Here is a 21086-nt window from a genome sequence, read left to right as displayed (position 1 = left end):
GGCGGCCCTTTGGGGGATTTGCTTCGCAAGACTAAGCGTTAATCTGTCGGCATGATCAAGCGCACGGTCCTGGACGCCACTCGCGAACTCCTCCGAGAACTCGGCCTCACCACGGTCTTCGGCAACCCCGGCACCACCGAAGTCCCCTTCCTCACCGACTGGCCCGACGACTTCGACTACGTCCTCGGCCTTCAGGAATCCTCGGTCGTGGCCATGGCCGACGCCTACGCGCAGGCCACCCGCCACCCCGTCCTCGTCAACCTGCACTCCGCCGGCGGTGTCGGCCACGGGCTCGGCAGCCTCTACACCGCCTACCGCAACCGGACGCCGCTGATCATCATCGCCGGACAGCAAAGTCGCGCTCTCCTTCCGCACGAACCCTTCCTCGGTGCCGTCGACGCCCCCGAATTCCCCAAGCCGTACGTGAAGTGGTCCATCGAACCCGCCACCGCCGAAGACGTCCCGGCCGCGCTCTCCCGGGCTTTCCACGTCGCGACGCAGGCGCCGTCCGGGCCGGTCTTCTTGTCCGTTCCCGCCGATGACTGGACCGCCACCACCGAACGCCCCGCCATCTCCCGGCCGCGCATCCGTGGCTACGCACCGGATCCCGAGGCGGTCGACGAGCTCGTGGCCGCGCTCGAGGCGAGTGAGCGGCCCGCGATCGTCGTCGGCGGCGCCGTCGACCAGGACTCGGCCGTCGTCGAGACCGTCGCGCTCGCCGAACGGCTGAACGCCGGTGTGTTCGTCGCGCCCATGTCGTTCCGGTGCTCCTTCCCCGAGAACCACCCGCTGTTCCAGGGTTTCCTCGATCCCGAACGCGGCGCGATCTCCGACAAGCTCGCCGCCCACGACCTCATCGTCGTGCTCGGCGCGCCCGCCTTCACCTACCACGTCGACCGCGGACGGGGGGACGCTCCGCTGCCGCCGCTGTTCATCGTCAGCGACGACGAGCAGATCCTCGCCCGCGCCGCCGAAGGCACCGGCATCCGCACCACGCCGAAGCTCGGCATCCGCGCCCTGCTCGACGCCGTTCCCCAAAGCGAACGGCCCGCGCCGGCCCCGCGCGAACGTCCCGCGAAGCCCACCGGCGAGACGCTCACCGGCGAGTACGTCTACTCGACACTCGCGGACCTGTTGCCGGACAACGCGATCGTCGTCGAAGAGGCGCCGAGCCACCGCGGGATCCTGCACGACCACCTGCCGATCACGCACACCGACACGGGCTTCTTGACGATCGCCAGCGGCACGCTCGGCTACGGCGTCCCGGGTGCGGTCGGTGCGGCACTCGCCCGCCCGGACCGCAAGGTCGTCGGCGTCGTCGGCGACGGCTCCAGCATGTACGGCATCCAGGCACTGTGGACGGCCGCGCGCCAGGACCTCCCCGTCACCATCGTGATCATCGACAACACGGAGTACGCGGCCGTCCGCCTCTTCGGCGACTCGATCGGCGTCGCGAAACTGCCGGGCACCGCGCTCGGCGGCATCGACTTCGCCGCGCTGGCCTCGAGCCTCGGCTGCCAGGGCGTGACGATCACCGAGCCGTCCGGCCTGATCCCGGGCCTCACCGCGGCACTGGACGACAAGCGCCCGACGCTGGTGCACATCCGGGTCGTCTCGTCGGAGAAGTCGCCCTACTGACCAAGCCCCGCAACGAAAAAGCCTGGCCGGCTTCTTCTCGGAGCGAGAGGGAGCCGGCCAGGCCGTGGAACGTTTTAGCGGTGGATCAGGTGGTCGCCTGCGGGGCGATCATCGCCGCGGCGTCGACCTTGGTCGTGATCGCGCCCATCTGGAGCATCAGGTCGGGCACCCGCTGCAGGCGCCGGGCGTCCAGCGTGGCACCGAAGCTGGGCAGGCTGAGCAGCTTGGACGAGTCCTCGTCGATCTTCGCGTACTTCACCAGCAGCGGCTCGATCTTGGACCGGTCACGGTTCGTCTCGCTGGTCGCCTTCTGCAGGGCGCGCTGGAAGGCCGCGAGGGTCTTCGGGTTCGCCTGCACCCACTTCGAGGACGCGCCGTAGCCCGACAGCGGGAAGTCCTGCGTCGCGCCGGTGTTGACGTCGATCACCGGGATCGCGCCCGCGGTCTTGGCGGCCTGCGAGAGGAACGGCTCGGGCAGCAGGGCCGCGTCGACCTGACCCTGCGCCAGCGCCGCCGCGACGTTCGGGAACGGCATCGGGACCCAGTTCACCTTCTCGATGTCGACGCCGTGGTCCTTCATCAGCGACTTGGCCAGCAGGTCGCTCGCCGTGTTGCGGGCGGTCATCGCGATCCGCTTGCCGGCGAGGTCGTTGACCGTCTTCACCGGCGAGTTCGGCGCGGTGACGATCGCGACGGACTTCGGGCTGACCGAGGTCGCGTCCGCGACGAGCTGGATGTCGGCCGCGCCCGTGCTCTTCGCGACGAAGAACGGCATGTAGCTCGAGATCGCGATGTCGGTTTCGCCGGAAACCGCCTTCGTCAGTGCCGCCTGGCCACTCGCGGCCATGACGGCCTCGACCTCGAGGCCTTCGGCCTTGAAGAAGCCGGCGTCCTGGGCGAGCCACAACGGAGCGGTGTCGACGGTGGGCAGGATCGCGACCTTGATCTTCGTCTTTTCCAAGCCGCCGCCGGTCGACGACGCGTTCGAGTCGCTCGAGCCGAGCGCGCTGCAGCCGGTGAGGGCAGTGGCGGCTGCGACGGTGAGGGCGAGCCCGAGCGCGGCGCGGCGAGTGCGCACCCGGCCACTGCTCATGGCGTTTCCAAGCAAGGCCTGCTCCTTGTTCAAAAAGGTGACGGTTCGTGAACCGAATCCGATGGAAGTGCGTGACTCGATCTCCGGAGTCACGCGGGCCACTGTAGAGAAGGTGACCGCTTGCTCACAACGGGTGCGATCAACACCCAAGAGGGTGACTCGCATCACTCTTTTGGCCTCTGGTCTAGGCCGGCTACTCCACACGTCGTAGCCGTTCACCCAGCGTAGGACCCAGATCTGGAATATGAGATGACAAGAACTGACCCGACCGGACGAGCGCGACAAGGGTGCTCACGCTGTCACACCAGCGGGATCGATTTCACCGGCCGGTGAGCACTTCGGACATTTCAGCGAGACAGCCGGCACGCTCGATCGCCATCGATAATTTCGATTCGGACACTCCGCGTGATCGGATCCGGGCTCGCTTCACACCGGTCGATGAGGTCGCCCGGAATTCACGGGCGTTCGGAGCCGCCAAGGGGGCTCGAACCCCTGACCTTCTGTTTACAAGACAGATGCTCTACCAGCTGAGCTATAGCGGCGTGGCGCGCGAAGCGCCGCAGCCAGTGTATCGGGCCATCCGGAAGATCTCCCCGAGAGGCATGATCCCCAGCTCCAGGCCACTATGGAGCAACGTGGTGCACGCCACTGCAACAGTGGACACACCCGCGTCGATGGTCCGGGAGAGAGACGTAGAGCGAGGAGGTGGATCTTGAAGATCAACGAGCGCACCAACGGGGGCACCACGACCAGATGGCCCCTCCTCGAACCTCCCGAACAACGGCCCCGGGCCCACCGCCCGAACCTCCTCAAGCGCCGCCCCTGGCACGTCCTCGAAGCACCCACCGGTGAGTTCCCCGCCGTCGACGCCGACGCGGCCATGGGGCCGCAGCTGCCCGACGAGGCCACCGTCAACTTCGTCCTCGACCTGAGCCTGCGCATCGGCGAGGTCCAGATGGCCAGCGGCGCCGGCGCCTCCGACGTCACCGCGACGATCATCGCCATCGCCGCCGCGCTCGGGCTGCCGCACTGCGAGGTCGACGTCATCTTCACCTCGATCACCGTCACCTGTCACCGGGGCAGTGACCTCTCGCCCGTCACGGCGCTGCGCGTCGTGCGGAGCCGGAGCCTCGACTACACGCGCCTGACCGAGACCGAGAAGCTGATCCGGCAGATCGTGCGCGGGAACGTCGGTGCCGAGCAGGCGCAGACCGAGCTGGAGCGGATCACCTCGGCGAAGCACCCGTACCCGCGCTGGGTCGCGACGCTCGCCTGGGGCGGCCTCGCCGTCTTCATCACCGTCCTGCTCGGCGGCGGCCTCGACGTCGCACTGGTCGCGGGCGTGATCAGCGCCGGGATCGACCGGCTCGGCCGGCTGCTCAACCGCTATTCGCTGCCGTTCTTCTTCCAGCAGGTGGTCGGCGGCCTGTTCGCGACGCTGTCGGCGATGGCCATCGTGAGCAGCGGCCTCCTCACGACCGACCGGCCGACGCTCGTCGTCGCCGCCGCGGTCACCGTGCTGCTGTCGGGGCTCTCCACCGTCTCGGCGGTGCAGGACGCCATCACCGGCTACAACGTCACCGCCGCCGGCCGCACCATGGAAACCGCGCTGATGTCGGCCGGGCTGATCGCCGGCGTCGTGCTGGCCCTGCGGATCGCCGTCCTGCTCGAACTGCCGCTCACGCCGCTGCCGGAGGTCGCCAGCTCGACGCCGCAGCACCTGCCGCAGGTCATCATCGGCGGCGCCGGCGCCTCGGCCTGCTTCGCGCTCGCCTCGTACTCCAAGATGCGCGCGATGCTGGTCGCGGCGGCGGCCGGGACCATCGGCGCCGCCGTCTACGGCACGCTCATGCTGTCCACGCTGGACGGCGTCAGCTCGTCCGCGATCGCCGCGACGCTCGTCGGTTTCTGCGGTGGTGTGCTCGCCCGGCGGCTCGGGGTTACTCCACTGGTGGTCGCCGTGTCCGGGATCACTCCGCTGCTTCCGGGGCTCTCGACCTACCGTGGTCTGTATCAGATCGGGGTCGAGCCCGGCGGGAACATCTCGACGCTCATGACGGCCGTCGCGATCGGGCTTGCGCTGGCAGCGGGCGTGGTACTCGGCGAATGGCTCGCCCAGCCGGTACGGACCGGCCTGGGCAGGCTCGAGCGACGGTTCGCCGGACCACGCATGGCTGGTCCGCTCGAAGCCGCCGATCGACGCTTGGAGTAACCCGACGGTCACCGGCTGTTCATCGCTCACGCGATAGGGTTTCACTCTGGGGCCGCGACCCGGGACGCGAGGAGCATCAGACGTGACTGAACAGGAGAACGGGAACCAGGCTGACTTCGTCGTGGTGGCGAACCGGCTACCGGTCGACCTCGAACGCAGCAGCGACGGCGAGCGCCGCTGGACGGCCAGCCCGGGCGGTCTGGTGTCCGCCCTCGAGCCGTTCCTGCGATCGCGGAAGGGTGCCTGGGTCGGCTGGCCGGGCATCCCCGACGTCGACGTGGAGGAGTTCGACGACGACGGCCTCGTGCTGCACCCGGTCTCGCTGAGCGCGGACGAGGTCCGCGACTACTACGAGGGCTTCTCCAACGCCACGCTCTGGCCGCTCTACCACGACGTCGTCGAGCGCCCGGTGTTCGACCGGGTCTGGTGGAACAGCTACGTCAAGGTGAACCAGCGGTTCGCGAAGGCCAGCGCCGAGGTCGCCGCCCAGGGCGCGACCGTCTGGATCCAGGACTACCAGCTGCAGCTGGTGCCGGCGATGCTGCGCGAGCTCAGACCGGACCTGCGCATCGGCTTCTTCCTGCACATCCCGTTCCCGCCGGTCGAGCTGTTCATGCAGATGCCGTGGCGCGCCGCGATCATCCGCGGCCTCACCGGCGCCGACCTCGTCGGCTTCCACCGCCCCGGCGGGGCGCAGAACTTCCTCTGGCTGTGCCGCCAGCTGATCGGCCTCGAGTCGACGCGCGGCGCGGTCGGCGTCCGGTCGCGGCCGGGCACCATGCAGGTCGGCGACCGGACCGTCCGGGTCGGCGCCTTCCCCATCTCCATCGACGCCGCCGGGCTCGACACCCTTGCCCGCACCAAGGGCGTCCAGGAGCGGGCCGCGCAGCTGCGGCGCGACCTCGGCAACCCCAAGACGGTGCTGCTGGGCGTCGACCGCCTCGACTACACCAAGGGCATCGACCTGCGGCTGCAAGCGCTGCACGAGCTGCTGCACGAGGGCAGGCTGCAGCCGGATGACGTCACGTTCGTCCAGCTGGCCACCCCCAGCCGCGAGCGCGTCGAGCACTACCAGCGGATGCGCGGCGAGATCGAGCAGATGGTCGGGCGGATCAACGGGGAGTTCTCCCGCGTCGGCCACCCGGTCGTGCACTACCTGCACCAGTCGGTCGATCGCACCGAGCTGGCCGCTTTCTTCACGGCGGCGGACGTCATGGTCGTGACGCCGCTGCGTGACGGGATGAACCTCGTCTGCAAGGAGTACGTCGCCGCCCGGCACGACCTCGGGGGCGCGCTGGTGCTGAGCGAGTTCGCCGGCGCGGCCGCCGAGCTCTCTAGCGCATTCCTCGTCAACCCCCACGACCTGGACGGGGTGAAGGACGCTTTAGTAGCTGCCATTACGCTCGACCCGGCTGAGGGCCGTCGCCGGATGCGCGCCATGCGTCGCCAGGTCCTCACGCACGATGTCGATCGTTGGGCGCGCTCTTTCCTACAGGCTCTGGGTGCCGAAGCGGTCGATTAGCCCGAACGACCACGCACGAGCTCCTGAGGAGGAGTGTTGACTGCCGAGGCCCTGCCCGCCGAGTTGCGGCGCGCGATCGTCCAGATCGCCCGTACTCCGCGTCTGCTGGTCGCTTGCGACTACGACGGCACGCTGGCACCCATCACGCTCAACCCGGACGAGGCACGCCCGCTGCCCGAGTCCGTCGGGGCCCTCAGATCGCTCGCCGGTCTGCACGAGACCACCACGGCGGTCATCTCCGGCCGCGCGCTGCGTGACCTCGCGACGCTCTCCCGGCTGCCGTCCGAGGTGAACCTCGTGGGCAGCCACGGCTCGGAGTTCGACATCGGCTTCATCCACGCCCTCGACGAGAAGGCGCGGGAGCTGCACCGGCGGCTGGAGGCCGAGCTCGAGCAGCTCGTGCTGGACGTCCCCGGCGTGTCGCTGGAGGTCAAGCCGGCGAGCATCGCGGTGCACGTGCGCCGCGCCGAGCACGAGGCCGGGCGGCGCGTGCTCGCGTCCGTCCACTCCGGACCGTCCACATGGGAGGGCGTGTCGACCACCGACGGCAAGGAGGTGGTCGAGCTCGCGGTCGTCCAGACGGACAAGGGACGCGCGCTCGACATCCTGCGCCACCAGGTCGGTGCCACCGCGGCGATCTTCCTCGGCGACGACGTCACCGACGAGAAGGCCTTCGCCCGCCTGTCCGGCCCGGACCTGGGCATCAAGGTCGGTGACGGCGAGACGCTCGCCGGGTTCCGCGTGCCGGACACCGTCGACGTCGCACTGGTCCTCGGCTTCCTGCTGGAGGAGCGGCGCAACTGGCTCTACGGCGAGTCGGCGCCGCCCATCGAGCGGCTGTCGATGCTGGCCAACGAGCGCTCGGTCGCGCTGATCACGCCGGACGCCAAGCTGACCTGGCTCTGCCACCCCGGCCCGGACGCGCCCGCGGTGTTCGCGGACCTGCTCGGCGGCGAAGGCGCGGGCCACTTCTCCATCAAGCCGCACCGCAACGGCCTCCCGCTCGGCCAGCGCTACCTGCCGAACACGATGACGGTCGAGACGCGCTGGTCGCGCCTGCTCGTCACCGACTACCTCGAGCCGGAGAGCCCGCAGCACCGCACGGACCTGATCCGCGTCATCTCGGGCGAGGCGGTGGCGAGCGTCAAGTTCGCGCCGCGCCCCGAGTTCGGCGGCGTGCCGGTCAAGCTGGAGATCACCGAGGGCGGCCTGCGGGTGCTCGGGACGTCGGAGCCGTTCGTGCTCTACTCGCCGGGCGTCGAGTGGACCCTCACCTCCGACGGCCTCCACGACACCGCCACCGCGCTGGTCCAGCCGACGCCGACCCAGTCCGTCGTGCTGGAACTGCGCTGCGGCACCACGGACCTCGGCGAGCACGAACTGTCCGAAGTGGAACGCCGCGACCGCGCGGGCCGCTACTGGAGCGAGTGGACGTCCAAGCTGCAGCTGCCGAGGGTGCAGACCGACCTGGTGCTGCGCTCGGCGCTGACCCTGCGCGGCCTGGTCAACACCGACACCGGCGGCGTCCTCGCCGCGGCGACGTCGTCGCTGCCGGAGGAGATCGGCGGCGTCCGCAACTGGGACTACCGCTACTGCTGGATCCGCGACGCCGCGATGACCGTGCGGGAGCTCGCGCACCTGGGCTCGATCGAAGAGGCCGAGGGCTACCTCAAGTGGCTGCACGGCGTGCTCGCCACGCTGGCCGGCCCCGAGCGGCTCCACCCGCTGTACACCCTCGCGGGTGGCGTCATCGGCGCCGAAGCGGTCATCGAGTCCCTGCCCGGTTATGCCGGTTCTCGCCCGGTTCGCGTCGGTAACCTCGCGAACCACCAGGTGCAGCTGGACGTCTTCGGCCCGGTCGTCGAGCTGGTCGGCACGCTCGCCGAGGCGCGCGGCGAGCTCCGCGACGAGGACTGGCAGATGGTCCGCGCGATGGCGGAGGCCGTGACCCGGCGCTGGAACGAGCCGGACCACGGGATCTGGGAGGAGCGGCACGTGCCGCGCCACCGGGTCTACTCCCGCGTCATGTGCTGGGTGACCATCGACCGGGCGGTGAAGCTCGGCGAGCAGTACGGCCGGGGCGTCCCGGGCGCGTGGCCGACCCTGCGCGACGAGATCAAGGACGACGTCCTCGAGCACGGCTGGAACGACGAGGTACAGGCCTTCACCACGGCCTACGACGGCACGGACCTGGACGCGGCGTCGCTGTTCGTCGGGCTCACCGGCCTGATCGACCCGGCCGACGAGCGCTTCCAGCAGACGGTGACCGCGATCGAGGCGGAGCTGCGCAGTGGGTCCACTGTGTACCGTTACCGCCGCGACGACGGCCTCCCGGGCGGCGAGGGCGGCTTCCACATCTGCGCGGCGTGGCTGATCGAGGCGTACCTGCTCACCGGGCGGCGCACCGAGGCGCAGGAGCTGTTCGACCAGATCGTCGCGGCCGCCGGCCCGACGGGGCTGCTGCCCGAGCAGTACGACCCCATCGCGGAACGGTCCCTCGGCAATCATCCGCAGGCCTATTCGCACATCGGGCTGATCCGGTGCGCCAACTTGCTGGCCGCGAATTAGCCCTTTCGTACTGAAGTGCCGCCAAGGCCACCTTGCGGGCGTCCGTCGCCCGTAAGGTGGCCTTGACGGCATTCGGAGGTGGTGGATGCAGGGGACGTTCGGTCAGGTCGAGTTCGTGCCGCTACCGCCCCGGTTCGCCGACCGGGTGCGCTGGGGCTCGGTGGTCGTCGGGTGCTCGATGATCGCCGGGATGGTGCTGTTGTTCGGGCTCACGACGTTCCTGCAGGGCATCGTCCACGGTCACGCCTTTCCCGACACCCTGGTCGGAAAAGCCGCGGCGGTGCTGCCCCCGCTGGGCGTGCTGGCGATCTCCATGCTGGTGCTGAGCAGCCGCCGGTGCCTGCGCGGCAACTACCTCGTGGTCGCCAGTGCGGCGTCGGCCCGCAACGCGCTCGTGTTCACGTACGTGCTGACGCTCGTGCTGATCCTCGGGTCGTTCGCGGTCCCGATCGTGTTCCGGGTGTGGCGCGACAGCCCGCAGTTCCGGGCGCCGGACCTGCTCACGACGTTCGCCACGCTCGCCTTCGCCACCATGGGTTTCCTGGCGGGGATGTTCTACGTGCGGCCGTCGGTGCAGACGCTCCGGAAGTTCAGCGACCACCCGATCTGGTGAGCCGCCCGCCGGCCTGACCGTCCACAGTGGAGTAATTCACCCCTGGCACCCGCCTGGCCTGACGTGCACAGATTTCTTTGCACAATTTCCTTTGCATGGCTACAGTGGCGTCATGACCAGCGCTCCACCACCGGAAGAGCTCGACCCGGACGCCCTCAAGGCCGTCACGCACCCGCTGCGCCGCCGGATCCTCGGCGTGTTGTCGGCCGGGCCGGCGACAGCCACGAAGCTCGCCCAAGCCTTGGGCGAGAACAGCGGCGCGACCAGCTACCACCTGCGGGAACTGGCGCGGTTCGGGTTCGTCGAGGACGTCCCGGAGCTCGCGCGGGGCAAGGAACGGTGGTGGCGGACGCGGCCGCGGGACATCCGCTGGCCGCGCCGCAGCGAGCAGAGCGCCGAGTCCCAGGTGCTGTTCGACGACATGCAGCGCCAGGGGTTCGAGGACGACCTCGAAAAGCTGAACCGGTTCGCGGAAAAGCGTGACGAGCTTCCCGGCGACTGGCCGGACGCACTGTTCTACGCACGCGGTGGCACTTGGCTCACCGCCGAAGAGCTGCACCAGTTCTGGAACGACTACATGGAGCTGTTCCGCCGGTACTGGCGAGCCGAGGACGACCGGTCACCGGAAGCGCGGCGCGTGCTCGTGCGCCTGCTCGCGTTCCCGGAACCAGGGGAATGACCATGACAGGGGGATTCACATGCGAAGAGGGGCTCTACTACTGGCCGGGGTGATCCTGGCGGTCACCGCGTGGGCACCACCGGCTTCGGCCGCGGACAGCGAGGTGACCTTCACGAACGGCCGGGTGACCTTGCACGGCACCGTCATCGCACCCTCCGGCGGCACGAAGCTGCCGGGCATCGTGATGATCCACGGCTCGGGGGCGCACACTCGCGAGGAATTCCGCGAACAGGCGGAAGCCTTTGCACGGCAAGGCATCGCGACACTCATCTACGACAAGCGCACCGAAGATTACTCACTGCTCGAGCGCTCCTACTCGACACTCGCGGACGACGCGCTGGCGGCGGTCGAGGTCCTGCGCGCACGGCCGGACGTCGATCCGGCGCGGGTCGGTGTCTGGGGGGTGAGCGAGGGCGGCTGGGTCGCGCCACTGGCGGCGTCGAAGTCACCCGACCACGTCGCTTTTGTCGTGACCGTCGGCGCCAACGGCGTCGAGCCGGCGCGGCAGCAGGCGTGGGCGATCGAGAACCAGTTGCGGCGCTTGGGAATGGACGGCTCGATGGTGAAGATGGCGTCGTCGACGATGATGCGTCAGCTTGTCGACAGCGAAGTGTTCCCGGAGGCGCACCACGACTCGGTGGCGGTGCTGAAGAGCCTGCGTCAGCCGGTACTCGGGTTGTGGGGCGCGAAGGATGTCCTGACGCCGCCGGGAGAAGCCCTCCGGATCTTCCAGGACTCGTTGGCGCACCACACGTTGCGGGTCTTCCCGGACGCGCAGCACCAGCTGCGCCGGACCACTGACGGCTACGACAAGCTGCCCGGGTACGCGCCTGGGTACCTGGAGCTCGTGGGCACGTGGGTGAACCACCCGCCCGCCGCGTCCAGCGCCGACGCGCCGCCCGCGCAGGACCGGCAAAGCTTCGAGCTGACCCCGTTGAGCTGGTACGAGTCGACTTGGCTGCAGCTCGCCGCGCTGGTGTTCCTGCTGGTGGCGTTCGGCTTCGGGCTGGGCCGCGGCGCGGCGCGCCCGGCTCGCTGGCTGGCGGCGACCGGGTTGCTCGCGGTGGTGGGTTTCCTGGTCGTGGACGTACTGATCCAGGTCACCCTGGGCCGGCAGCTGGGCCCGGTGGTCGCCGGACGGCCGTTGCCGTGGCTGGCGTTGCAGCTCCTGTCGCTGGGCGCGGTGGCCGCCGCCATCGGCACGGCGGTGGCGTGGTGGCGGCACCGCACCCCGCGGCTCGGCGTCCTGCTCGCCGGCGGCGTGGTGTTCGTCCCCTGGGCGGTCTACTGGGGACTGCTGGCGATCTAGGCGGCGTAGCCCTTCGGCGGGATCAGCGTCGCGAGCTGGTCGAAGCTGAGCCAGTAGAGCTGGTTCCCGCCGAAGTTCGCCGGGTCGGCGATCTTGACCGTCCGGTCGGAGCTGTCGTACCCGATCACCGTGAAGTAGTGGTAGATCGTGTAGTTCGGGTAGCCCGGCGGGTGGTTGTTCGCGGGCGCGACGATGTTGGCGACGATCGCATAGCCGTTGTTGATGTCGAGCACGATGTCGTTCCAGAGCAGGTCGCGCTGGGCCTGGGTCGGCGGGTCGTTCGGCATCTCCTTGGTCTCGTACCAGGAGGTGCCGAGGTCGGCGTTGAGGACGCCGGTGACCTGGCCGACCCAGTCCGTGCCGTTGGTGGTCGTGCCGAGCTGCGCCGCGAGGGTGCCCTGGCTCGGCACGTTCCCGGTCCGCGCGGAGATCGCGATGCGCGTGGCAGCCGGGCCGCACCAGTACCCGGTCTCCTGCACCTGGTACTGGATGTTGAGCACGGCCTCGGTGGTGGCCTCGGCGACCGCGGGCAGCGAGACGAGCCCCATGGCGGCGATGAGCGTGACGAATCCCAGCCGGAATCTGCGCATGACGATCCTTCCCCAGTTGTGACGTCGGTTGGCCAACGCCTCACCGAGGCATGATCCCGGCAGAATTCACCCGCCGTCTCTCACCCGACCCCGGATGGATCACGACAAAGGTAGGTTCGCCCCGTGAACGCTCGCGGGGGCTGCGGGCAACTGGGGGCATGCAGGTGATCCACGAGGGATCGGAGATCTGGGGGCACGACCGCCCTGACCTGGGCGGAGCCGAGCCCGGGCCGGCGTTCGGCCGGCTCTTCGACGCCCACGCCGTCGCGTTGCGCCGATACCTGGCGCGGCGGGTCGGCGCCGAACCGGCGAACGACCTCGTCGCCGAGACGTTCCTGGTCGCGTTGCGGCGCCGCGAGAGCTACCGGCCCGAGCTCGGCACCGCCCGGTCGTGGCTCTACGGCATCGCGACCAACCTGCTGCGCCACCACGTGCGGTCCGAGATGCGCGGGCTGCAGGCCACCGCGCGGCTCGCCCGCGCCGGCGACACCAGCCACGCGGGCCACGACGGCCGCGTCGCCGAGCAGGTCGACGCCCAGGTCCGCGCCGCCCAGCTCGCCGGCGCGCTGGCCGAGCTCAGCCCCGCCGACCGCGACACGCTGCTGCTCGTGTCGTGGGCCGGGCTGGAACCGGCCGAGGTCGCGGAGGCGCTCGGCATCCCGCCCGGTACCGTGCGGTCCCGGCTGCACCGGATCAGACGCTGGCTCAGGACGAACGCCCCGGCTCAAGAGGAGGTGCAGGACCTTGCGTGAAGACAACGTCCGGAAGATCTGGTCCGACGCCGAACTCGACACGGCGCTGGCGGACCTGCACGCCGACGTCGACGAGGACGACGGGCTGACCTTCGCCCGCGCGTCCCTCATGGCCGCGGCGGGTACCGCGGAGACACCGCCGGCCACGCCCCGCCGCAGGAGCTGGCGGTGGATCGCGGTGGCCGCCGCCGTCGTCACGGTGGTGGGCGGGCTCGGGATCGTCGTTTCGCTGCGGCCGCCGGCGCCGGAGCCGGCACACCCGGCCGCGCAGCTCGCCGACCCCGAGCGCCCGCTCGCGCCCGGCGAGTTCCACTACGCGCAGAAGCTCGCCTGGGTCTCCCAGACGACCTTCGGGGTGCCCGTGAAGCTCCAGCAGTCGGTCGAGCTGTGGATCCCGGCCGATCCCACCGGCGTCTGGCACCGCCGCACGCGGTGGACGGGCGGGGTGAACGGACCGGACGCCGACACGCAGGCCAAGCTCAAGGTCGACCGGACACCCGTCGACGAATACGGCCCGGCCGGCGTCTTCCCCGGCCGGCCGCCCGCGAACTGGCTGGTACCCGACGCGGCGTTCGTCGCGTCGCTCGTGCCGGACCCTGTGCAGCTGACCAAGGACCTGTCGCGGGACTTCCGCGGGCCCACCGCGTCGCCGTCGCTCGAGGCACTGCCGATGGCTCGTTCGGTGTTCGCGCTGGGCCTGCTCCGCAAGGACGTCCGGATCGCCCTGCGAGACGCCATCAGCACGTTGCCCGGGATCTTCACCAAGCCGTCGCAAGCCCCCGACGGCCGCCCGGCGACGGTCGTCGTGTCGATGGAGACGGGTGACCGCCTGTACTTCGACCCCGCGACGGTGCAGCTGCTGGCCGCGACCGACAGCTCCGCGATCATCCACCGGAACGACGCCCCGCTGAGCACGTCCCAGAAGCCGCCGAGCTCCGCCTCGATCCCGGAGACGACGATCACGATGTCATCGCAGATCCCGCCGGCCCCGACGACACCGCAGATGTGGGGTGACCGGAACGCGGAGTACTCCTACGCGATCACCCGGACGTCGGGGTGATCAGCGGGCGTGACTGGCCGCGTTCAACGCGTCCGCGACGTTCGCCACCTCCAGGACCCGGATCCCGGCCGGCGGCTTGCCGGAGTCCGGTGGCACGAGCGCGTGCGTGAACCCCAGCCGGGCCGCCTCCGCCAGGCGGCGGCCCACGCTCGGCACCCGGCGGATTTCGCCCGCCAGCCCCACCTCGCCCACCGACACCAGCCGCGGCGACAGCGCGACGTCTTCGAACGAGGACGTCAACGCCAGCACCAGCGCCAGGTCGATCCCCGGCTCGGTGATCTTCATGCCGCCGACCGTGGCGGTGTACACGTCCTTGTCGCCGAGCTTGAGGCCGCCGCGCTTCTCCAGCACCGCCAGGACCATCGCCACCCGCGCCGAGTCGAGCCCGCTGACCGCGCGGCGCGGCTGGGGTGCCGACGTCGACGACACCAGCGCCTGGACCTCGCCCAGCATGGGCCGCTTGCCCTCCATCGACACCGTGATCGCCGTGCCCGGCACCGGCTCCGCCGTGCGGCTGATGAACAGCCCCGACGGGTCCGGCACCCCGACGATGCCTTCTTCCTGCAGTTCGAAGCAGCCGATCTCGTCGGACGCGCCGAACCGGTTCTTGATGCCGCGCAGCATCCGCAACGTCGAGTGCTTGTCGCCCTCGAACTGCAGCACGACGTCCACCAGGTGCTCCAGCACGCGCGGGCCGGCCACCGAACCGTCCTTCGTGACGTGACCCACCAGCACCACCGGCAGCCCGCGCTCCTTCGCCACCGCGACCAGCCCGGACGTCACCGCGCGGACCTGCGTCACGCCGCCCGGTGAGCCGTCGACCTGCGGAGACGCCATCGTCTGCACCGAGTCGACGATCAGCACGCCCGGCTTGACGTCGTCGATGTGCCCGAGGATGGCCGAAAGGTCGCTCTCGGCGGCCAGGTACATGCGGTCGTGGACGTTGCCCGTCCGCTCGGCGCGCAGCCGGACCTGGCCCGCGGACTCCTCGCCCGTGACGTACAAGGAGCGGTCGACCGTCTTCGCCCACTGGTAAGCGACTTCGAGCAGCAGCGTCGACTTGCCGACGCCGGGCTCACCCGCGAGCAGCACCACCGCGCCCGGCACCAGGCCGCCGCCCAGCACCCGGTCGAGCTCCGAAACCCCGGTGTGGCGGGCGCGCGCCGCTTCGACGTCGACCTCGCCGATCGGCCGCGCGGGCGCGCTCGGCGCTCCGGCGGCGACGCGCTGGATGGCCGGCCTGGCCGGCACCCCGCGCTCCTCGAGCGAGCCCCATTCCTGGCACTCCGGACACCGGCCCAGCCACTTCGCCGCTTCGTACCCGCAGCTCGCGCAGCGGTAGGTGGTCCCTTTCTTCACCCCGCGAGGCTATCGGCGACCACCGACAAAACCGGGGACCTACTCCTTGACGTGTGCCGGAGCCGCGATGGGCACCTCGACGGTGACGGGGCCCGCGTTCTGGAAGACGAAGGTGACCTTGATGGTCTGGCCCGGCCACAGCGGCTGCTTCAGCGCGGGCAGCGTCACGGTGCCCTTGCCGACGGTCGCCGGGGCGGCGGTCGGCGTCGCGCTGGTCGACGGCGCCTCGGCCGACGAAGACGACGTCGCGGTGCCGGTGGAGCTGGTGCCCGTCGAGCTGGTGCCCGTCGCGGTCCCGGTCGCCGTCGGCGCTTCCGAAGACGAAGCCGGCGGTGTGGTCTGCACCTCGTTGGTGGACTCGACGGCGTCGTCCGGGCCGATCACCAGGGAGTGCCCGGCGACGATGGTCTTCGAGCCGCCGACGGTCGCCTGCGCGCCGTCCTCGGTCGTCACCGAGACGAGCGAGTCGTCCTGGGAGCCCTGGTTCACGATCGTCAGCGTCAGCGCCGGGGTCGCGCCGGCCGGGTAGCCCGGGCCGGACGTCGGGTACTGCACCGCGACGTCGCGCAGGACGATGGTCTTGACCTGGCCATACGTGCCGTTGACCGCGGGCTGCTGCGAGTCGGTCTGGGTGATCTGGCCGGCCCCGCACCCGGCGAGCGCGAGCGCGGCACCGAGCGCCAGCACGCCCGCGCCGAGCACGCGACGATTCTGCAGCCTCACGTCGCAGTCCTTCCCTTTTCACGGCCTCGTCCCCGCGAAGACTAGCCGGGGGCGATCTCCCGCACCGAACCGGTCCGCGTTGCGCCCAAGATCAACCGTCCACAAAGGAATTCGTTGTGCCCGTTGACACCCGCCCCGGCCACCTGCGTGAGCATGGGGGTCGGACGTTTGTCAACCCCCGCTCAGGCCGCTGACCTGCGAGGACGAGTCCGGCCCGCTAGGTGGGCACTGGCGGACCGTGATAGGATGGAGTCAGCGAAAGGGGCAGAGGACACATGGTTTTCAAGGTCGGAGAGACCGTCGTCTACCCGCACCACGGTGCCGCACTCATCGAAGCCATCGAGACCCGCGTGATCAAGGGCGAGGAAAAGAAGTACCTCGTCCTCAAAGTCGCGCAAGGGGATCTCACGGTTCGCGTGCCCGCTGACAACGCCGAGATCGTAGGCGTACGCGATGTCGTCGGGCAAGAGGGACTGGACAAGGTCTTCGATGTGCTGCGTGCTCCGCACACCGAGGAACCAACGAACTGGTCTCGTCGGTACAAGGCCAACCTCGAGAAGCTCGCCTCCGGCGATGTGAACAAGGTGGCCGAAGTGGTGCGCGACCTCTGGCGGCGAGAGAAGGACCGCGGACTTTCAGCCGGCGAGAAGCGCATGTTGGCGAAGGCGCGGCAAATTCTGGTCAGCGAGCTCGCGCTCGCGGAGGGCACCGACGAGGACAAGGCTGAAGTCCTCCTCGACGAAGTTCTGGAAACCGCGACGGTTTGAGCCCAGGGCGTCTCACCCGACGGGCGGGTGAGTGCCTCTACGATCGCGAACCGATGAACGTCGTCGTGATCGTGACCGTCGCACATCATGCCTCCGACGGAGAGCTCGCTCTCACGCCGGTCCATGGTGAGGCGCTACTCACGCACACCGTGCGGGGGCTGCTCGGAGTACCGGAGATCGATCTGGTTCTCGTGGCGGCCCCCCAGCGGTGTGCTTCGTTGTTTTCGGAGGCCCTCCGTGTCTTCGAACAGCCTGGTCTCCGGTGCCGGGTCGTGCCCGGCTCGCTCCGGGAGGCTTTCGCCACCGTCGAGCCCGATCTTGCCCGTGACTCAGTTGTACTCCTCCACGACGCGTTGCGAGCCTTCATTCCTGCGGCGACCGTGCGTGCTGTCATCGACGCGGTCGGTGACGCTCCGATCGTCGTGCCGGTGCTGCCGATGGCGGACACGGTGAAGGTGACCGACGCCTCGTTCATCGTCGGCACGGAGGACCGCACGCGGCTGCGCACGGCCCAGACCCCGATCGGCTACACGCTCGAGGCGTTCCGGGCGGCCGAGCCGTGGGACGTCACCGGCGCGGCGACGGTGGAAGGGCACCCGGACGCGATGCGCGTCACGACGGATTTCGAACTGTCACTGGCCGAGGCGATCGCGGCGGCACCGAAGAACGAGGAGACGCTGTGAGGATCGGCAACGGAGTCGACGTCCACCCGGTCGAAGCGGGCCGCGAGTGCTGGATGGCGGGCCTGCTGTGGCCGGACGTGGACGGTTGCGCGGGCCACTCGGACGGCGACGTGGCAGCCCACGCCCTGTGCGACGCCCTGCTGTCGGCGGCGGGGCTGGGGGACCTGGGCGCGGTGTTCGGCACCGGCGACCCCCGGATGGACGGCGCGCACGGGGCGGACATGCTCGCGGAGGTCCGAGGTCTGGTCGAAGCGGCGGGCTGGCGGGTGGGCAACGCGTCGGTGCAGATCGTGGGCAACGCACCGCGGGTGGGAAAGCGGCGCGAGGAGGCGCAGAAGGTGCTGTCGGAGGCGGTGGGCGGCCCGGTGAGCGTGTCGGGGACGACGTCGGATGGGTTGGGTTTGACCGGGCGGGGCGAGGGGATCGCGGCCTTCGCGACGGCGCTGCTGCTGGCAGCGGAATAGCCACTCTGGCGGCGGCTGTCCACAGCTGGGCCGACGGTCTACTTCTGCGACCCGCACGCCCCCGGCCCCGAACCGCGGAATAGCCCCGCGCCGGGGCCCGTTCGGCGTGATATGGCCCTCACCCTCTCGGACGATGTCAGCGCGCTGATCGACGGGAAGAACTTCGCCACCGTCGCCACCCTCGATCCCGATGGCGGGCCGCAGACCTCCGTCGTCTGGGTCGGGCTCGATGGCGGGGATCTCGTCTTCAGCGCGACCGAGGACCGCCGGAAGGTCCGCAACCTGCGCCGCGACCCGCGCGTCAGCGTCTCCATCACCGACGCCGCGAACCCGTACCGGCACACCCAGCTGCGCGGCCGGGTCACCATCGAGCCCGATCCCGGCAAGACCCTCCCGAAGACCCTCAGCCACAAGTACCTCGCCCAGGACCCGCCGCCGGAAAACGAGAGCACCGAGCGCGTGGTCGTCCGCCTCCACGTCGAGAAGGTCGCCGGCAACGTGAAATAGGGTCCGGACCATGTTCAACGAAGCCACCAAGGCCCTCCTCGACGGCCGCAACTACCCGGTCGTCGCCACCACCAACGCCGATGGCTCGCCGCAGAGCTCCGTCGTCTGGGCCAAGCGGGACGGCGACACCGTCGTCTTCGTGACCGTCCAGGGACGGCGCAAGGAACGCAACATCCAGCGAGACCCGCGGGTCTCGCTCTCCGTCTTCGACCTGGCCGACCCCGAGAACTACGTCGAGATCCGGGGCCGCGCCGAGGTCACCGTCGAAGGCGGCCCCGAGCTGAACCACGAGCTGGCCCACAAGTACACCGGCGCGGACTTCCCGGCCGAGCCGCCGGAGGTCGTGCGCGTGCTCGTCCGCGTTGTTCCCGAACACATCACAGGGCATTCGGCCTGACGGTCCCGTTAGGCTGGAAACCATGACGATCAGGGCGGTGTTGTTCGACTTCTCCGGCACGCTCTTCCGGCTCGAGCAAGACGAGTCGTGGCTCGCCGAACTGACCGACCACGAGGGCACGCCGCTCGACATCGAGGCGCAGGCCGAGCTGATGCGCCGGATGACCGCACCCGTCGGGCAGGTCGTCGAGCTGGATGCCGAGCACGTGCACGCCTGGCACAACCGCGACCGCGACCCCGGGCTGCACCGGAAGGTCTACCTCGAGGTGCTCAAGAAGTCCGGCGTCCCGCACGTCGACCAGGCCGAAGCCCTCTACAACCGGCTCATCACGCCGAGCCAGTGGACGCCGTACCCGGACACCGAGGCCGCGCTGAAGGCCGCGTCCGAAGCCGGGCTCAAGGTGGGCGTGCTGAGCAACATCGCCTTCGACATCCGGCCGGCCTTCACCGCGCGCGGCTGGGACGCCTACGTCGACGAGTTCGTGCTGTCCTTCGAGGTCGGCGCCATCAAGCCGGAGCTGGAGATCTTCCGCAAGGCCGTGCAGGCCCTCGGTGTCCCGGCCACCGAGACGCTGATGGTCGGCGACAGCGAGGAAGCCGACGGCGGCGCCCGCGCGCTCGGCTGCGAGTTCGCGCTGGTCGACCCGCTGCCCACGGCGGAGCGGCCGGACGCCCTGCTCACGGCCCTGCGCACCCACGGCGTCGCCTAACCGCCTGCGACCTCGCTCACGCCCACCCCGTACCCTTTGAGGGTGGCCCTTCACCTTTTCGACACAGCGACCCGGAGCGTGCGGGAGTTCCACCCCGTCCGTAGCGGAACGGCGTCGATCTACGTGTGTGGTGCCACCGTGCAGGGCGTTCCGCACATCGGGCACGTCCGCGGCGTCCTGAACTACGACGTCCTGCGCCGCTGGCTCGTCCACAGTGGACTCGACGTGCTGCTGGTCCGCAACGTCACCGACATCGACGACAAGATCCTCACCAAGGCCGCCGAAGCCGGCCGGCCCTGGTGGGAGTGGGGCGCGACGCACGAGCGCGCCTTCGAGGAGGCGTACGAGCGGCTCGGCTGCCTGCCGCCGTCGGTCAACCCGCGCGCCACCGGGCACGTCACCCAGATGGTCGAGCTGATGGAACGCCTCATCGAGAGCGGCCACGGCTACGTCGCGGACGGCGACGTCTACTTCTCGGTCAAGTCGTTCGACGAGTACGGCAAGCTGTCCGGCCAGGTCCTCGAAGACGTCCAGCAGGGCGAGACGCCGACACGCGGCAAGCGCGACCCGCGCGACTTCACCATGTGGAAGAGCGCGAAGCCGGGCGAGCCGTCGTGGCCGACGCCGTGGGGCGCCGGCCGGCCGGGCTGGCACCTGGAGTGCTCGGCGATGGCGACGTCCTACCTCGGCGCGGAGTTCGACATCCACGGCGGCGGCATCGACCTGGTCTTCCCGCACCACGAGAACGAGCGCGCCCAGTCGAACGCGGCGGGCGACGCCTTCGCGCGGTTCTGGCTGCACAACGCCTGGGTGACCATGTCGGGCGAGAAGATGTCGAAGTCGCTCGGCAACACCGTGTCGATCCCGTCGATGCTGGAGCGCTACCGGGCGCCGGAGCTGCGCTACTACCTGGTGCAGCCGCACTACCGCTCGACCATCGAGTACTCCGACGGCGCGCTGTCCGAAGCCGCACAGGGCTACCGGCGGATCGAGACGTTCCTGCGTCGCGCCGCGCAGTCGGGCGAGGTGACGCTGGGCACGGTCCCGGCGGAGTTCGCCGCCGCGCTCGACGACGACCTGGCCACCCCGCAGGCGTTCGCCGTGGTCCACACCACGGTGCGGGACGGTAACGCCGCCCTCGACGCGGGCGACACCTCCAAGGCACTCGAATTCGCCGCGGCCGTCCGCGCGATGACCGACGTGCTCGGCCTCGACCCGCTGTCCGCGCGCTGGTCGGAGGCGGGCGGTTCCGACTCGCCCACCAAAGAGGCTCTGTCCCGGATCGTCGAAGGGCTGCTGACCGAACGTCAGCAGGCCCGCGCCGAGAAGGACTTCGCCCGCGCGGACGCTGCCCGTGACCGTCTCCAGCAGGCGGGCATCGTGGTGGAGGACACCCCCAATGGTCCTCAGTGGACGGTCAAGTCCGACTGATCTCGGCAAC

At 70.1% G+C, this 21086-nt stretch carries 20 protein-coding genes and 1 tRNA gene; 16 read left to right on the top strand and 5 right to left on the bottom strand.

Features of this window, described 5'->3' with window-relative positions; all coding sequences use genetic code 11:
- Positions 1-51: 51 nt before the first annotated feature.
- The gene (gene mdlC, locus ACZ7OU_RS09995; protein WP_470254817.1) at positions 52-1638 is read left to right on the top strand and encodes a benzoylformate decarboxylase; all 1587 of its coding nucleotides are present in this window, start codon (positions 52-54) and stop codon (positions 1636-1638) included.
- A gap of 85 nt (positions 1639-1723) precedes the next feature.
- On the opposite strand, the gene ACZ7OU_RS09990 is transcribed toward mdlC, so the two are convergent.
- Together ACZ7OU_RS09990 and ACZ7OU_RS09985 are read right to left on the bottom strand one after the other, a co-directional pair.
- Entirely contained in the window at positions 1724-2731 is a 1008-nt protein-coding gene (locus ACZ7OU_RS09990) for an ABC transporter substrate-binding protein (RefSeq protein WP_470242314.1), read from the bottom strand.
- Between the two features lie 469 nt (positions 2732-3200).
- Positions 3201-3273, bottom strand: a tRNA-Thr gene (locus tag ACZ7OU_RS09985).
- A 170-nt stretch (positions 3274-3443) separates the two neighbouring features.
- On the opposite strand from ACZ7OU_RS09985, the gene ACZ7OU_RS09980 reads away from it, so the two are divergent.
- The 6 genes from ACZ7OU_RS09980 (at position 3444) to ACZ7OU_RS09955 (ending at position 11634) form a co-directional block, all read left to right on the top strand.
- Positions 3444-4943 carry a threonine/serine exporter family protein gene (locus ACZ7OU_RS09980; RefSeq protein ID WP_470242315.1) on the top strand — a complete coding sequence of 500 codons (1500 nt, stop codon included), beginning with the start codon at positions 3444-3446 and terminating at the stop codon, positions 4941-4943.
- 82 nt (positions 4944-5025) lie between these two features.
- Positions 5026-6465 carry an alpha,alpha-trehalose-phosphate synthase (UDP-forming) gene (locus ACZ7OU_RS09975; RefSeq protein ID WP_470242316.1) on the top strand — a complete coding sequence of 480 codons (1440 nt, stop codon included), beginning with the start codon at positions 5026-5028 and terminating at the stop codon, positions 6463-6465.
- Between the two features lie 36 nt (positions 6466-6501).
- A complete protein-coding gene (gene otsB, locus ACZ7OU_RS09970) occupies positions 6502-9033 on the top strand; it encodes a trehalose-phosphatase (RefSeq protein ID WP_470242317.1) in 2532 nt (843 codons plus the stop codon).
- Between the two features lie 85 nt (positions 9034-9118).
- Positions 9119-9646, top strand: a complete 528-nt coding sequence (locus tag ACZ7OU_RS09965; protein ID WP_470254816.1) for a hypothetical protein — start codon at positions 9119-9121, stop codon at positions 9644-9646.
- Between the two features lie 112 nt (positions 9647-9758).
- Positions 9759-10325 (top strand): ArsR/SmtB family transcription factor, encoded by a 567-nt coding sequence (locus ACZ7OU_RS09960; RefSeq protein WP_470242319.1) that lies wholly within the window; start codon positions 9759-9761, stop codon positions 10323-10325.
- Positions 10326-10374: 49 nt separating this feature from the next.
- Positions 10375-11634 carry an alpha/beta hydrolase family protein gene (locus ACZ7OU_RS09955; protein WP_470255910.1) on the top strand — a complete coding sequence of 420 codons (1260 nt, stop codon included), beginning with the start codon at positions 10375-10377 and terminating at the stop codon, positions 11632-11634.
- Here ACZ7OU_RS09955 and ACZ7OU_RS09950 read toward each other — a convergent pair.
- Complete coding sequence (locus ACZ7OU_RS09950) at positions 11631-12224, bottom strand: C39 family peptidase (RefSeq protein WP_470242320.1); 594 nt, start codon at positions 12222-12224, stop codon at positions 11631-11633. The two genes, ACZ7OU_RS09955 and ACZ7OU_RS09950, sit on opposite strands and share 4 nt — an antisense overlap.
- Before the next feature lie 158 nt (positions 12225-12382).
- On the opposite strand from ACZ7OU_RS09950, the gene ACZ7OU_RS09945 reads away from it, so the two are divergent.
- Together ACZ7OU_RS09945 and ACZ7OU_RS09940 are read left to right on the top strand one after the other, a co-directional pair.
- Positions 12383-12976 (top strand): RNA polymerase sigma factor, encoded by a 594-nt coding sequence (locus ACZ7OU_RS09945; protein WP_470242321.1) that lies wholly within the window; start codon positions 12383-12385, stop codon positions 12974-12976.
- Positions 12969-14036 (top strand): CU044_5270 family protein, encoded by a 1068-nt coding sequence (locus ACZ7OU_RS09940; RefSeq protein WP_470254815.1) that lies wholly within the window; start codon positions 12969-12971, stop codon positions 14034-14036. Before ACZ7OU_RS09945 ends, ACZ7OU_RS09940 begins: the two co-directional genes overlap by 8 nt.
- On the opposite strand, the gene radA is transcribed toward ACZ7OU_RS09940, so the two are convergent.
- Entirely contained in the window at positions 14037-15395 is a 1359-nt protein-coding gene (gene radA, locus ACZ7OU_RS09935; RefSeq protein WP_470242323.1) for a DNA repair protein RadA, read from the bottom strand. It abuts the gene before it with no gap.
- Positions 15396-15434: 39 nt separating this feature from the next.
- A complete protein-coding gene (locus tag ACZ7OU_RS09930) occupies positions 15435-16118 on the bottom strand; it encodes a copper chaperone PCu(A)C domain-containing protein (protein ID WP_470242324.1) in 684 nt (227 codons plus the stop codon).
- Positions 16119-16393: 275 nt separating this feature from the next.
- Between ACZ7OU_RS09930 and ACZ7OU_RS09925 the strand changes: the two genes are divergently transcribed.
- From ACZ7OU_RS09925 to cysS, 7 genes are all read left to right on the top strand, one after another.
- Positions 16394-16885 (top strand): CarD family transcriptional regulator, encoded by a 492-nt coding sequence (locus ACZ7OU_RS09925; protein ID WP_004559016.1) that lies wholly within the window; start codon positions 16394-16396, stop codon positions 16883-16885.
- A gap of 53 nt (positions 16886-16938) precedes the next feature.
- Positions 16939-17568, top strand: coding sequence for an IspD/TarI family cytidylyltransferase (locus tag ACZ7OU_RS09920; protein ID WP_470254814.1), 630 nt, complete (start codon positions 16939-16941; stop codon positions 17566-17568).
- Entirely contained in the window at positions 17565-18032 is a 468-nt protein-coding gene (gene ispF / locus ACZ7OU_RS09915) for a 2-C-methyl-D-erythritol 2,4-cyclodiphosphate synthase (RefSeq protein WP_470254813.1), read from the top strand. Before ACZ7OU_RS09920 ends, ispF begins: the two co-directional genes overlap by 4 nt.
- Before the next feature lie 111 nt (positions 18033-18143).
- Entirely contained in the window at positions 18144-18539 is a 396-nt protein-coding gene (locus ACZ7OU_RS09910) for a PPOX class F420-dependent oxidoreductase (RefSeq protein ID WP_470254812.1), read from the top strand.
- Between the two features lie 10 nt (positions 18540-18549).
- Complete coding sequence (locus ACZ7OU_RS09905; protein ID WP_470254811.1) at positions 18550-18936, top strand: PPOX class F420-dependent oxidoreductase; 387 nt, start codon at positions 18550-18552, stop codon at positions 18934-18936.
- Between the two features lie 22 nt (positions 18937-18958).
- Complete coding sequence (locus tag ACZ7OU_RS09900) at positions 18959-19645, top strand: HAD family hydrolase (RefSeq protein ID WP_470242329.1); 687 nt, start codon at positions 18959-18961, stop codon at positions 19643-19645.
- A 42-nt stretch (positions 19646-19687) separates the two neighbouring features.
- Positions 19688-21076 carry a cysteine--tRNA ligase gene (cysS, locus tag ACZ7OU_RS09895; RefSeq protein WP_470242330.1) on the top strand — a complete coding sequence of 463 codons (1389 nt, stop codon included), beginning with the start codon at positions 19688-19690 and terminating at the stop codon, positions 21074-21076.
- Positions 21077-21086 lie beyond the last annotated feature (10 nt).

It is taken from the genome of Amycolatopsis sp. NPDC114505 (genome assembly GCF_055633615.1).
This window is presented reverse-complemented; position numbering and strand designations above follow the sequence as displayed.

Excerpts from the sequence above, each read along its gene's own strand:
- mdlC (WP_470254817.1), top strand. The coding sequence starts at position 52 with ATGATCAAGCGCACGGTCCTGGACGCCACTCGCGAACTCCTCCGAGAA.
- ACZ7OU_RS09900 (WP_470242329.1), top strand. The coding sequence starts at position 18,959 with ATGACGATCAGGGCGGTGTTGTTCGACTTCTCCGGCACGCTCTTCCGG.
- ACZ7OU_RS09905 (WP_470254811.1), top strand. The coding sequence starts at position 18,550 with ATGTTCAACGAAGCCACCAAGGCCCTCCTCGACGGCCGCAACTACCCG.
- ACZ7OU_RS09960 (WP_470242319.1), top strand. The coding sequence starts at position 9,759 with ATGACCAGCGCTCCACCACCGGAAGAGCTCGACCCGGACGCCCTCAAG.
- ACZ7OU_RS09990 (WP_470242314.1), bottom strand. The coding sequence starts at position 2,731 with ATGAGCAGTGGCCGGGTGCGCACTCGCCGCGCCGCGCTCGGGCTCGCC.
- ACZ7OU_RS09950 (WP_470242320.1), bottom strand. The coding sequence starts at position 12,224 with ATGCGCAGATTCCGGCTGGGATTCGTCACGCTCATCGCCGCCATGGGG.
- ACZ7OU_RS09945 (WP_470242321.1), top strand. The coding sequence starts at position 12,383 with ATGCAGGTGATCCACGAGGGATCGGAGATCTGGGGGCACGACCGCCCT.
- ACZ7OU_RS09965 (WP_470254816.1), top strand. The coding sequence starts at position 9,119 with ATGCAGGGGACGTTCGGTCAGGTCGAGTTCGTGCCGCTACCGCCCCGG.
- ACZ7OU_RS09925 (WP_004559016.1), top strand. The coding sequence starts at position 16,394 with ATGGTTTTCAAGGTCGGAGAGACCGTCGTCTACCCGCACCACGGTGCC.
- ACZ7OU_RS09910 (WP_470254812.1), top strand. The coding sequence starts at position 18,144 with ATGGCCCTCACCCTCTCGGACGATGTCAGCGCGCTGATCGACGGGAAG.
- ACZ7OU_RS09920 (WP_470254814.1), top strand. The coding sequence starts at position 16,939 with ATGAACGTCGTCGTGATCGTGACCGTCGCACATCATGCCTCCGACGGA.